General features: G+C 61.3%; 8 protein-coding genes and 2 tRNA genes. 7 read left to right on the top strand and 3 right to left on the bottom strand.

Annotated features, from left to right (window positions below; translation table 11 throughout):
• Positions 1 to 10 precede the first annotated feature (10 nt).
• Positions 11 to 2,077, bottom strand: coding sequence for a phosphate acetyltransferase (gene pta / locus AC2T9U_RS06210; RefSeq protein WP_115030192.1), 2,067 nt, complete (start codon positions 2,075 to 2,077; stop codon positions 11 to 13).
• Positions 2,078 to 2,169: 92 nt separating this feature from the next.
• Positions 2,170 to 3,360, bottom strand: a complete 1,191-nt coding sequence (locus AC2T9U_RS06205) for an acetate/propionate family kinase (protein WP_115030194.1) — start codon at positions 3,358 to 3,360, stop codon at positions 2,170 to 2,172.
• A gap of 257 nt (positions 3,361 to 3,617) precedes the next feature.
• Here AC2T9U_RS06205 and dusB point away from each other — a divergent pair, with 257 nt between their 5' ends.
• On the top strand, positions 3,618 to 4,799 hold the full coding sequence (gene dusB, locus AC2T9U_RS06200; RefSeq protein WP_493695536.1) for a tRNA dihydrouridine synthase DusB: 1,182 nt from the start codon (positions 3,618 to 3,620) through the stop codon (positions 4,797 to 4,799).
• A gap of 9 nt (positions 4,800 to 4,808) precedes the next feature.
• Here the strand turns inward: dusB and AC2T9U_RS06195 are convergent, their stop codons facing one another.
• On the bottom strand, positions 4,809 to 5,708 hold the full coding sequence (locus tag AC2T9U_RS06195; RefSeq protein WP_493695535.1) for a sulfurtransferase: 900 nt from the start codon (positions 5,706 to 5,708) through the stop codon (positions 4,809 to 4,811).
• A gap of 164 nt (positions 5,709 to 5,872) precedes the next feature.
• Between AC2T9U_RS06195 and AC2T9U_RS06190 the strand changes: the two genes are divergently transcribed.
• From AC2T9U_RS06190 to AC2T9U_RS06165, 6 genes are all read left to right on the top strand, one after another.
• Positions 5,873 to 7,156 (top strand): deoxyguanosinetriphosphate triphosphohydrolase, encoded by a 1,284-nt coding sequence (locus AC2T9U_RS06190; protein ID WP_493696936.1) that lies wholly within the window; start codon positions 5,873 to 5,875, stop codon positions 7,154 to 7,156.
• Positions 7,157 to 7,230: 74 nt separating this feature from the next.
• Positions 7,231 to 9,171: a DNA primase gene (dnaG, locus tag AC2T9U_RS06185; protein WP_493695534.1), complete on the top strand. Its 1,941-nt coding sequence runs from the start codon at positions 7,231 to 7,233 to the stop codon at positions 9,169 to 9,171.
• 27 nt (positions 9,172 to 9,198) lie between these two features.
• Positions 9,199 to 9,771, top strand: a complete 573-nt coding sequence (locus tag AC2T9U_RS06180; protein ID WP_493695533.1) for a hypothetical protein — start codon at positions 9,199 to 9,201, stop codon at positions 9,769 to 9,771.
• A 65-nt stretch (positions 9,772 to 9,836) separates the two neighbouring features.
• Positions 9,837 to 9,909: transfer RNA gene (locus tag AC2T9U_RS06175), tRNA-Asn, on the top strand.
• A 71-nt stretch (positions 9,910 to 9,980) separates the two neighbouring features.
• Positions 9,981 to 10,054, top strand: a tRNA-Ile gene (locus AC2T9U_RS06170).
• Between the two features lie 174 nt (positions 10,055 to 10,228).
• Positions 10,229 to 11,932 carry a cellulase family glycosylhydrolase gene (locus tag AC2T9U_RS06165; RefSeq protein WP_493695532.1) on the top strand — a complete coding sequence of 568 codons (1,704 nt, stop codon included), beginning with the start codon at positions 10,229 to 10,231 and terminating at the stop codon, positions 11,930 to 11,932.
• Positions 11,933 to 12,000: the final 68 nt, after the last annotated feature.

The raw sequence follows: 12,000 nt of genomic DNA, 5'->3' as shown, positions 1-12,000 counted from the left end.
TGGACTTATATCACTGGGCGTCAGCCTGGATAGAGGTCAACGCGATGGTGTAGACGATGTCCTCGACGAGGGCGCCGCGCGACAGGTCGTTGACGGGCTTGGCGATGCCCTGCAGCATCGGGCCGATGCTGATAACGCTGGCGGAGCGCTGTACAGCTTTGTACGTGGTGTTACCTGTGTTGAGGTCGGGGAACACGAACACGTTTGCCTGGCCAGCCACGGGAGATTCGGGGGCTTTGCTCTGAGCAACCGATGTGGTGGTGGCGGCGTCGTACTGCAGGGGGCCATCAACGAGGATGTCTGGGCGCAGTTCGTGGATGCGTTCTGTGGCTGCTTTGACCTTTTCGATGTCGGCGCCAGAGCCAGAAGAGCCAGTGGAGAAGCTAATCATGGCTACGCGTGGGTCAAGACCGAATGCCTTAGCGGAGTCCGCGGACTGGATCGCAATGTCGGCAAGCTGGTCGGCGTTGGGGTCGGGGTTGACTGCGCAGTCACCGTAAACGAGGACCTCGTCGGGCAGCCCCATGAAGAACACCGACGAAACAAGCGATGCGCCGGGCTTGGTGCCTAGAATCTGCAGGGCCGGGCGGATGGTGTTAGCGGTGGTGTGCACTGCGCCAGAGACGAGGCCATCAACCTCATCAAGGTGAAGCATCATGGTGCCGAGCACGACTGTGTCACCGAGGGCGTCTTTGGCCATCGCTTCTGTCATGCCCTTGTGCTTGCGGCGTTCGACTAGAGCATCCACATACCGTTTTGCTGGTTCGGCTGGGTCGATGATTTCGATGTCTTCTGGCAGGGTGCGGCCCAGGGAGGCGGCAACGGCTTCGACCTCGCTGCGAGGGGCCAGCAGAACACAACGCGCGATGCCTTTTTCGTGGCATGTGATGGCGGCGTCGACAGTGCGAGGTTCGGAGCCTTCGGGCAGGACGATGCGTTTGTTGGCGCGTGCTGCCAGTGTGGTGAGCTGGCGACGGAACGCCGCAGGAGAGAGCCTGTTGTGGCTGGTGCTCTGCGTGATGGCGTCGATCCAGCTCTGCTCCAGTCGGGAGGAGACAGATTCCATGACGCGGCGGACTCGTACCTCGTCATCGGTGGGGATGCTGTCACTGAGGTGGGTGATGGCGTACGAGGTTTCGTACGTGGGCGCGTTGTTCATGTAGATGGGCAAGCCATTGCTCATGGCGGTGCCGCAGAGGGTGGCAACGGCAGGGTCGATTCCTATGCCGGCGGAGAGCACGATGCCAGCGAGTTTGGTGCCGTTGAGTTCGGCCAGGCAGGCAGCCATGAGGATGTCGTGACGGTCGCCGGGGGCAATGAGAACGTGGCCCTCTTTGAGGTGGGGGAGGGCGCCGGGGATTGCTTGTGCTCCGATAACGAAGCCCTTGACCCGTCGGTCGGAGTCTCCGGGGTTAACGGATTCGAGGCCGAGCTGGTCTGCCACGTCTTTCATGCGTGGTTCGGCCAGGGTTGGGTCTTGGGTGATGGTGGCGATGACGCGCAGTTCGCGGGCCTCGACGGCGTCGGTGTAGGGCTTGGTTGCCTCGGAGGTGGAAGAGGGCAGGCGGTTGAGGACGACACCGACGACGCGGCTGCTTTCCCCGATTTGGTAGTGGGGGAGGGCGACGCCCAGGCGCTCTGCGACGTGTTCTGGGGTGCGATCTGACCCGTTGACGACGAGGACGACTTCAGCGTCGAGGGTGCGGGCCAGGGCGGCGTTGAGGTCGTCGGCCCAGGGTGCTTCGTCTTCTTGGGCGAGGCCTTCGATGATGACGACTTCGTGGTCGCTGAGGACGGGTTCGGCGAGTTCGACGACTTCTTCCATGAGAGAGTCGACGAGGTTGCGGGACATGAGGGCGTCGATGTGGGCCCCGGGGATGGGTGTGGGGGGCTGGAGGGCGGTGACTAGGGAGACGAGTTGGGCGGAGGTGTCGGTGCCGTGGCTGTCGGGTCCTGCGAGGGGCTTGATGTAGCCGACTTCGACGCCACGTTCGTCGAGGGCGTGGAGTAGGCCGTGGCAGACGGCTTTGACGCCTGCGGCGTGGTTGGCGGGGACGACGAGAATTCGTCGGGACATGCGGTGACTCCTTCGAGCGCCTGCGGCGGTGCTGGCTCGGTGTGTAGTTGGGTAGGTGGTGGGCCCGGTGGTGTGCCGGGCCCACGTGGGTGTTAGCGGCTGAGGCGGTATGCGTCGCGTGCGATGACGAGTTCTTCGTCGGTGGGGATAACCCAGGCGGCGACGTCGCCGTCTTTGGTGATTCGGGCGGTTTTGCCGCGCAATCCGTTGTTGGCGCTGGGGTCGATTTCCAGGCCGAGGAAGCCGAGTTGCTTGATGATGTCTGCGCGGGTGACGTCGGAGTTTTCGCCGATGCCGCCGGTGAAGACGAGCAGGTCTAGGCCGCCGAGTGCGACGCAGTAGGAGGCGATGTATTTGGCTACGCGGTAGTGGAAGGCATCCAAAGCTAGAGCTGCTGCTTTGTTGCCTTTGGCAGCGGCTTCTTCGACGGTGCGCATGTCGTTGGAGACGCCGGATAGGCCTAGGAGGCCGGACTCTTTGTTGAGTTTGGTGTCGATGGCGGCGGCGTCGCTGGAGGTGGCTTTGCTGATGTAGCTGATCACGCCGGGGTCGATGTCGCCGGAGCGGGTGCCCATGATGAGGCCTTCGAGGGGGGTGAGTCCCATGGAGGTGTCGACGGATTTTCCGTCTTTGATGGCGGTGATGGAGCAGCCGTTGCCCAGGTGGGCGGTGATGATGCGGAGGTTTTCGATGGGGCGGCCGTCGGCTTCGGCGGCTTTGCCGGCTACGTATTGGTGGCTGGTGCCGTGGAAGCCGTAGCGGCGGACGCCGTGTTCGTCGTACCAGTTTTGGGGGACGGCGTAGCGGTAGGCCTTTTCGGGCATGCTCTGGTGGAAGGCGGTGTCGAAGACGCCGACCTGGGCCACATTGGGCATGACGGCGGTGACGGCTTCGATGCCGGCGATGTTGGCGGGGTTGTGCAGGGGTGCCAGGGGCACGGTGTCGCGGATGGCGTCGAGGGCTGTTTGGTCGAGGAGGACGGAGCTGGCAAATTTTTCGCCGCCGTGGACGACGCGGTGGCCGACGGCAGCGATTTCGATGTTGTGGGCTTTGGTGAAGTCTTCGACGCGGGCGAGGACTTTGCTGATGATGCCTTGGTGGCTGGTGTCGTCTAGGCCATCAACGGTGGTGCGTTCTCCGCTGATGTCGAAGCGGATGGAGGCTTCGGGGGTGCCGACGCGTTCGGCTAGGCCTGTGAACTCGCGGTTTCCGGACTCGGGTTCGATGAGTGCGAATTTAAGGGAGGATGAGCCGCAGTTAAGGACGAGGACGGCAGAGGTCACTTTTCACCTTCTCGGTATGGGGGTGCGGGTTGTTTGGCACCGCTTCGGGGTCGTGTCGGTGTGTTCGAGCCGGTCACGTTGTTGGGGTCGGCTGGGTGGCTCGACCCGCGGTGTGACATGGTATTTCACTTGTTGTAGAGGGTGTGGGTCGCGTTCTCTTTCAGAGTATCGCGGGGGTTGGTGGGGGGCCCATTCGGGTGTGGCCATGTTGGGTACGTGTGTTGGGGTGGGGTGTGGCGGGTCATACTGGTGGTGAGATGACTGCTGCACATGTACTTCCTCCGTTGATGATCGGTTCTTTGTCGATCCCTACTCCTGTCGTTCTTGCACCGATGGCGGGGGTGACGAATCGTGCCTTCCGTCGTTTGTGTCGGAGTTTCGCTGCTGAAGGGCTTCCTGATGGGGGGAGTTGTTTGTATGTGAGCGAGATGATTACTTCGCGGGCGTTGGTGGAGCGTTCGCCGGAGACGATGAAGTTGATTGAGTTTGATGCTGACGAGTTTCCGCGGTCGATGCAGCTGTATAGCGTGGATCCGGTGACGATGGGGCGGGCTGCGCGGATGGTGGTGGATGAGGGGCTGGCGGATCATATTGATCTGAATTTTGGGTGTCCGGTGCCGAAGGTGACGCGTAAGGGTGGGGGGTCGGCGTTGCCGTGGAAGCTGGATTTGTTCACGGACATTGTTTCGATGGCGGTGCGAGAGGCTTCTCGTGGTGGGATTCCGGTGACGGTGAAGATGCGGATGGGGATTGATGCTGATCACCTGACGTATTTGGATGCTGGTCGGCGTGCTGTGGATGTGGGGGCTGCAGCGATTACGTTGCATGGGCGTACGACGGCGCAGGCGTATAGCGGTCATGCGGATTTGGATGCGATTGCGCGGTTGAAGGAGGCTGTTCCGCAGGTTCCTGTGTTGGGTAATGGGGACATTTGGTCGGCTGAGGATGCGTTGCGGATGGTGGAGCGCACTGGCTGCGATGGGGTGGTTGTTGGTCGTGGGTGTTTGGGGCGTCCGTGGTTGTTTGCTGATCTTGCTGCGGCGTTTAACGGTAGTGATATGAGGATGCGCCCGAATTTGGGGCAGGTGGTGGATGCGCTGCGTGCTCATGCTGAGTATTTGGTTGAGTTTTATGGTGATGAGCAGCGGGGGGCGCGTGATATCCGTAAGCACATCGCCTGGTATTTGAAGGGTTTCCCGGCGGGGTCGTATGTGCGGCATAACTTGGCGTTGGTGAAGGATTTGGCCGCGTTGGATGCGTTGTTGAGTGAGTTGGATCGGGATCATCCGTGGCCAGGTGTTCCTGCTGAGGGTGCGCGGGGGCGTCAGGGAACCCCGCGGCGGGTTGCGTTGCCTGAGGGGTGGTTGGATAGCCGTTCGGTGGATGCTTCGGCGGGTGCGTGTCTTGCTGAAGCGGAGGTGGATGCTTCGGGTGGGTGAGGCTGGGGGTTAGGCGTGTTGGTCGGGGTGGGTGCCGGTGTCGTCGGTGGGGGTTTGCTGTGCAGGGCCGGTGGCGATGGGGCGTTCGGGGTTGCTGATCCAGTCTGACCATGCGCCGATGTAGACGGGGATTTGTCCGCCGAGGCCTGCTGCGCCTGCGGCGAGGGCGATGAAGCTAGCGACGACGCCGGATCCGCAGGTGGTTGCGATGGGTGTTTCGGTGGTGGCTCCGACAGCGGCGAAGCGTTCGAGGAGTTCGTCTGGGGGGAGGAGTTTGCCTTCGTCGTTGATGAGGTCGGTTGCGGGTAGGTTGACTGCTCCGGGGATGTGGCCGGCGGTGGTGTCGACGGGTTCGGTGCGTCCTTCGAATCGTTCGGGGGCGCGGCCGTCGATGAGGATGCCGTCGCGGGCGTAGAGCTCGGCTGTTTCGGCAGTGAGGTAGGAAAGGGTGCTGCGGCGTACGGAGAAGTCGCCTTCGTCGATAAGTCGGATGCCTGCTTCGGTGGGGAGGCGTTCGTTGCGCCAGGCGCTGAGTCCGCCGTCGAGGACGTAGACGTCCATTTTTCCGAAGTGGCGTAGGAGCCACCAGGCGCGGGCTGCGGCGAAGGATGTGAAGTCGTCGTAGACGACGACGGGTCGGTCGTTGTCTACGCCGCATTCGGCCATGTCGATTTCGAAGTCGTCGATGCGTGGCATGGGGTGGCGGCCGGTGTCGGGGGCAGGGGTTCCGGATAGGTCGCGTTCGAGGTCGACGAAGATGGCACCGGGGATGTGGGCTTGGAGGTAGGAGTCGTAGCCGTCGTCTGCGCCCAGTTGCCAGCGGACATCGAGGACCAGGGGTCGCTCGGCGGCGCCGCGGTGGAACTTTTCGGCGAGTTCGCTAGCTGTGATGAGGGGGTACCGGTGCATGAGAGGAAGCCTAATCGGTGTCGTAGTCAGGAGCGGGGTGGACAGGGTTGGATGCAGTAGGTGGCGTGCTGGGGTGGTGGTTTGTGTGGGGTGTGTGTTTGTTAGGCGTGTTTGTCGGTGGTTGTTTTTAGGGTGGTGGGGTGAGTGATTTTTTGGGTGATGTTGTGGGGGGTTACTCGTCGGGAAGTGGGGACGGGGGGCGTTATGGTGCGCGGGATCGGGCGCGGTGGGTGCAGGAGCCGGCGGCACGCAAGTTGGCTACTCGTGATGATTTTGCGCGGGATCGGGCGCGGATTTTGCATTCGGCGGGTTTTCGTCGGTTGGCGTCGAAGACGCAGGTGGTTGCGCCGTATTTGGGTGATTTTGCGCGGAATCGGTTGACGCATTCGTTGGAGGTGGCGCAGATCGGACGTGAGATTGCCTCGTTTTTGGGATGTCATGCGGATCTGGTGGATGCGGCGTGTTTGGCGCACGATTTGGGGCATCCGCCGTTTGGGCATAACGGTGAGCGTGAGTTGAATCGGGTGGCTGAGCAGGTGGGGGGGTTTGAGGGGAATGCGCAGACGTTGCGGGTGTTGACGAGGTTGGAGCCGAAACGGTTTCACGCTGATGGGCGTCCGGCTGGGTTGAATTTGACGCGGGCTGCGTTGGATGCGGCGTGTAAGTATCCCTGGGGTGCTGGTCAGGGGCCTGCGGGGTCGGGGAAGTTTGGTTTTTATGCCGATGATGAGCCGGTGTTTACCTGGGTGCGTGATGGGGCGCCTTCTCGTGGTGCTGGTGGGGTGACGCCGGTGGAGGCGCAGGTGATGGATTGGTCTGATGATGTGGCGTATTCGGTGCATGACGTGGAGGATGCGGTGGCTTCGGGGCGGGTGGATTTGCGGGTGTTGTCTTCGGTGTCGGCGTTGCGGGATGTGGCGGTGGTGGCGCAGCGGTATTACGAGCCGTCGTTGGAGGTAGAGGCGTTGGTGGAGGCAGGGCAGCGGTTGCATGCTGCTGATGAGGTGGTGGATGAGTTTGATGGGTCGCGGGCTGGGTTGGCTGCATTGAAGGACATGACTAGTGGGTTGGTGGGGCGTTTTGTTCGTCAGGTGCAGTCTGCGACGCGGCAGGTGCATGGTCCGGTGCGGTTGGCGCGGTACGAGGGTTCATTGGTGGTGCCGGTGCAGGCGCGGGCGGAGTGCGCGATGTTGAAGGCGGTGGCGGCGGCTTTTGTGATGCAGACGCCGGGGCATGCAGCGGTGATGGAGCGTGAGCGTGAGGTGGTGCGGGGGTTGGTGGAGGCGTATTTGGAGTGTCCTGAGGAGAGGCTGGATCGTGACTTGGTGGTGGATTGGGGGTCGGCTTCTTCGGATGAGGAGCGGTTGCGGGTGGTGGTGGATCAGGTGGCGTCGTTGACTGATACGCGTGCGTTGGCGTTGCATGCTCGTTGGTGTGGGAGCGCGTGATGGGTGGGGTGGTGTTGGGCTCGTAGACTGCCGTGTGCGCTTTGTTGGCGTGTGAGTGTGATTGGTGAGGTGGGATGGCGGGTCTGCTGCGTGAGGAAGATGTCGCTCTCGTTAAGGAGAGAGTGAATCTTGAGGATGTCGTGCGTGAGCATGTGACGTTGACGCGTTCTGGGTCGGACAGTTTGAAGGGGTTGTGTCCGTTTCACGATGAGCGTTCGCCGTCGTTTCATGTGCGTCCTGTGCATGGTCATTGGTATTGCTTTGGGTGTGGTGCCGGGGGTGATGTGATCGCGTTTGTTCAGGAGATTGAGCACCTGGGGTTTGTTGAGACTGTTGAGCGGTTGGCGGCTCGGGTGGGGGTGGAGCTGCAGCGTGATGAGTCTTCGGTTGCGGAGTCGGGTAGGGCGCGTCGAACGCGGTTGATGGAGGCGCATCGGGTTGCTGAGGAGTTTTATGCCGAGGCGTTGATTGGGGCGCGTGAGGCTAGGCCTGCTCGGGATTTTTTGCGGGGTCGTGGGTTTGATTCCAAGGCTGCGCAGATGTTTGGGGTGGGGTATTCCCCGCGTGGTGGTGATGTGCTGACGAGGTTGTTGTTGGATCGGGGGTTTACGGAAGAGGAGTTAACTCTTGGTGGATTGACTGGGCGTTCTTTGCGGGGGCTGTATGACAGGTTCCGGGGCCGGGTGATGTGGCCGATTCGGGATGTGACGGGTGCGACGGTGGGTTTTGGTGCGCGGCGCATTTTGGATGATGACCGGATTGATGCGAAGTATCTGAATACCTCTGAGACGCCGATTTATAAGAAGACTCATGTGCTGTATGGGTTGGATTTGGCGAAGAAGACGATTGCTTCGCAGCGTCGTGCTGTGGTGGTGGAGGGGTATACGGATGTGATGGCGATGCACCTGTCGGGGGTGCGGGGGGCTGTGGCTACGTGTGGCACTTCGTTTGGTGCTGAGCATGTGAAGGTGTTGCGGCGGTTGTTGCGTGATGATGGTGATGGGAAGGTCATTTTCACGTTTGATGGTGATGCTGCTGGTCAGAAGGCTGCTATGCGGGCTTATGAGTTGGATGATCAGTGGGTTTCGCAGAGTTTTGTTGCGGTGGCTCGTAATGGGATGGATCCGTGTGATTTGCGCTTGGCTGAGGGTGAGGCTGCGGTTGAGCATTTGATCGAGAAGCCGACGCCGATGTTTGAGTTCGCGGCGCGGACAACGATCGGGCGTTTTGATTTGCACACCAGGGAGGGGCAGGCTCACGCGATTGAGGCGGTAGCGCCGATTTTGGCTGGTATTGATGGCGAGGCGTTGTCGCGGATGTATGTCGATGATGCTGCGACGTGGATTGGTGTGCCGGTTGATCTGGTAGCTGGTGCTGTTGAGCGTGCGCGTGCGGGGGGTCGGCGTCCGGATGCGCAGGTGCATGGTGGGCGTCAGCGTGTAGTTGCCTCTGGGGGAGAGGTTTCGTCGGTGCGTTCGGATTCTGGCCCGGATGCTGATGGTGAGTCTGCGCCGTTGGTGTTTCCGCGTCCGGATTTACGTAATCGTGTGGTGCATTTGGAGTTTCAGGTGCTGCAGGTGTTGTTGCAGTATCCGGGGGCTCTTGATGACAGCGAAATTATGCCGTTGGTGCGGGCGCAGTTTACGGATCCGGGTTTGGCTTCGGTGTTGTTAGCAGTGTTGACGCATTGGGGTGAGCACACCTCGGTGAGTGCGTCTGCGTGGGTGGAGTTGGTGCGGGCGCAGGCTGGTGATCAGGCGGGGCCGACTGTGAGTTCTTTGGTGGTGACTCCGTTGTTGACTCGGTTGGATCCGCAGACGGGGTTGCCCAGTAAGCGTTTTGTGCAGTCGTTGCTTGTGGCTGTGCAGGAGGAGACGTTGCGGTCGCGTATTGCGGCTGCGGCGGGTGATTTGCGTCGTGCTGAGGCGATGGATCCGCAGCGAGCTAGGTATGTGGCGCAGGAGTTGACTGTGTTGCAGGGGCAGTTGGCGGCGTTGAGACACACGGAAGATTGATGTGATTTGACTAGGGGGTGGGTGAGGATGGGTGTCATGCGTTTTTTGTGGAGGAAGTCCTCTTCGGTGTTGCCGCAGGTTGTGAGGGATGCGGTGACGGAGCGGGGCGAGCGTGTGTTGGCGTGGGCGGGTGAGAAGTATGCCGGGGCGTTCATTGTGGCTACGACTGCGCGGTTGGTGGTGGTCGATGCTCAGGGTGAGGTGGTGGATGTTGGTAGATGGGGTGAGGTGGATAGTGCTGTGTGGGAGCCGGGGACGGCGACGTTGTCTGTGGCGTGGGTGGATGGGCGTCGTGGGAGTCAGTGGACGGCTGTGGGGTCTGCGACGCGGTTGGCTGAGAGTGTGCATGAGCGGGTGAGTTGTTCGGTGGTGGTGGCGGTTGATCTTGAGCGTGATGGTGCGCGGATTGGGCGGGCGGCGATTCGTCGTGATCCGCAGACACAGGAGTTGTTTGCGCAGTTGGTGTGGGCTCGGGGGCAGCGTCCGCGCGATGAGGAGCGGGCTGCGTATGGGGAGGCGGTGTTGGTGAATTTGTGTGAGCAGGTGGGGTTGCCTGAGTCGGTTGGGCGGGCGGCGAGTAAGGCTGGGATGGGGTCGTGAGAGGCGGCCGCACACGCGATTTCGTTTTCTCGGCAGACCTTTGCTAATGTTCTTTTCAGCAGCGATCCCCTGTAGCTCAACTGGCAGAGCATTCGGCTGTTAACCGAAGGGTTGTTGGTTCGAGTCCAACCGGGGGAGCAAAGCAGATTATGCCCCGTCCTGAACTCAGGGCGGGGCATAATCCATATTCACTCGCAGCAGCGAGCCACGGGCCAGTAGCTCAGCCGGTCAGAGCAGCGGACTCATAATCCGTCGGTCGTGGGTTCAAGCCCCACCTGGCCTACCGATACGCGGTAGAGAAAAATTTCTTTCCGCGCGCCCTCATGCCCAAAACACCACACAAGGCATCCAAGCGTGCCCTGAAACATGTTTAACCCGAGCGTCTTTGACGCGCGACCTAAGAACCCTCCCAGCAGGGTCGATCAGCTGTTCGACCCTCTACCCCTGGGAGATCTCCATGCGTCGTATGCGCTCGGTGGCCACATGGTCGCTCACTCTCATGCTCGTCACGTTCAGCGCAATGAACGGCCAAGCCGCACCCGCCTCAGCAGCTTCCACCACCACCTGGTCTCAGAAATCCGGCATGGCCATCCCCGGTACCCGCCTCGCCTGGGGACCCCCTGGACAACTCGAACACGATCTAGATCGCGTCGCTGCCAGCGGCGTCAAATGGCTACGCTTCGACGTCCCCTGGAGCCAAATTTCTTGGGAACCCGGACAAGCAGACTGGGCACGCTTCGACCGCATCGTCGAAGGCGCCCGCGCCCGCGGACTGCGCCCCTTAGGCGTATTAAGCACAATGGCGCCCTACGCCCGCCCCGCAGGCACTGACTGCCGATACGCACCTCGCACCGCCTCAGAACGCAAAGCCTTCGCCGGGTTCGCTAAACAAGCCGCCGCCCGCTACAAAGGCAAAATCAACCACTGGGAAATCTGGAACGAGCCCAACCTCGACCAAGCCTGGTCACCCACACCCAGCCCAGCGGCATACGTAGAGCTCCTCCGCACCACCACCCCAGCTATCAAATCAGTCAACCCCGCCGCCATCACTATCGCCGGCGGAACGGGCGGAGCCACCGGCGCGCCCGACATCACCCCCATCGACTGGTACACCGGCTTCTACGCCCAAAAACCCCAAGGCCTCTTCGACGCCCTAGCCGTACACCCCTACTCAGACCTGCGCTACGGCTGGGGAGGGGAAATGTCCACCGCCCCCATCATCCGCACCATCATGGACAAAAACGGCGACGCCAACAAAGAGATCTGGGCAACCGAAGCTGGATTCCCCACCGGCGGGCAATACCGCACCACCGAAAACGACGCCGCACGCATGATGCGCGAAAGTCACACAGCATGGACCCAAATCCGTAAACACGGCCCTCTGTTCTGGTACACCCTCACCGACACTAGCGATGCCACCAGCGAAGGACACTTCGGCTTCTACCGCCTAAATGGCACCGCCAAACCAGCCCTAGCGGTTCTTACTGCCCTCAACGCCCAACCCCTGCCTGCAGGTACCACCACCCCGGCGCCACCGGCCACAAAGCCAGGAACCGGATACGTCGTAGCACCTGCAGCTAACCTCACTACAAACGGAAAAACCACCACAGCTTCCTTCACCCTCTACACCACCGGAACTGTCCCCATCCGCTCCCTCATTATGGCCGTCCGCGACTCCTCTGGACGCAACTTCGACATCCCTGTCACTGCCACAACGACCTTACGAGGATCCCAAACCTTCACCGCCACCCGTGCAGCGCTACCTGCGGGCACCTACACTTACGCCCCAGCTTGGCAAACCACCAACGGAAAATGGAACGGCCCCACGCGCGAAGGTAAACACACCGTCGGAGCCACCCCCAATAGCCTCAGCACCGCTCACGCAACTATCAACAACACTGCTCGAGGCGCCACCGCAGACATCGTCACTAGCGTTGACGGAAAACTAGCCGTCAAAGCCCTCATCGTCGCCATGAGGGACTCCTCAGGAGCTAACTGGGATATCTGGACGGCCAAAAACACCACCTTGACCGGACTGCAACGTCACCACGGAACCAAGCAGCCCTTGCCCGCTGGCACCTACACCTACACCGTCGCCTACCAAAGCTCCGACGGTAACTGGCACGAACAAGCAGGCAAAAAAACTCTGACCGTTCATTAACGCCACCTGTGACGATAGTGGGGGCCACTGCACCTAGGTGCAGTGGCCCCCACTATCGTCACAGCAAT

The sequence above is a fragment of the Dermatophilus sp. B7861-1 genome (assembly GCF_058996045.1).
Note: the sequence above shows the minus strand (reverse complement) of the source record. Positions and strands in the feature narration are given on the sequence as shown.

Bases quoted from the DNA above. Each gene is read 5' to 3' on its own strand.
- AC2T9U_RS06165 (WP_493695532.1), top strand. From the start codon at position 10,229: ATGCGTCGTATGCGCTCGGTGGCCACATGGTCGCTCACTCTCATGCTC.
- dusB (WP_493695536.1), top strand. From the start codon at position 3,618: ATGACTGCTGCACATGTACTTCCTCCGTTGATGATCGGTTCTTTGTCG.
- dnaG (WP_493695534.1), top strand. From the start codon at position 7,231: ATGGCGGGTCTGCTGCGTGAGGAAGATGTCGCTCTCGTTAAGGAGAGA.
- AC2T9U_RS06195 (WP_493695535.1), bottom strand. From the start codon at position 5,708: ATGCACCGGTACCCCCTCATCACAGCTAGCGAACTCGCCGAAAAGTTC.
- AC2T9U_RS06180 (WP_493695533.1), top strand. From the start codon at position 9,199: ATGGGTGTCATGCGTTTTTTGTGGAGGAAGTCCTCTTCGGTGTTGCCG.
- pta (WP_115030192.1), bottom strand. From the start codon at position 2,077: ATGTCCCGACGAATTCTCGTCGTCCCCGCCAACCACGCCGCAGGCGTC.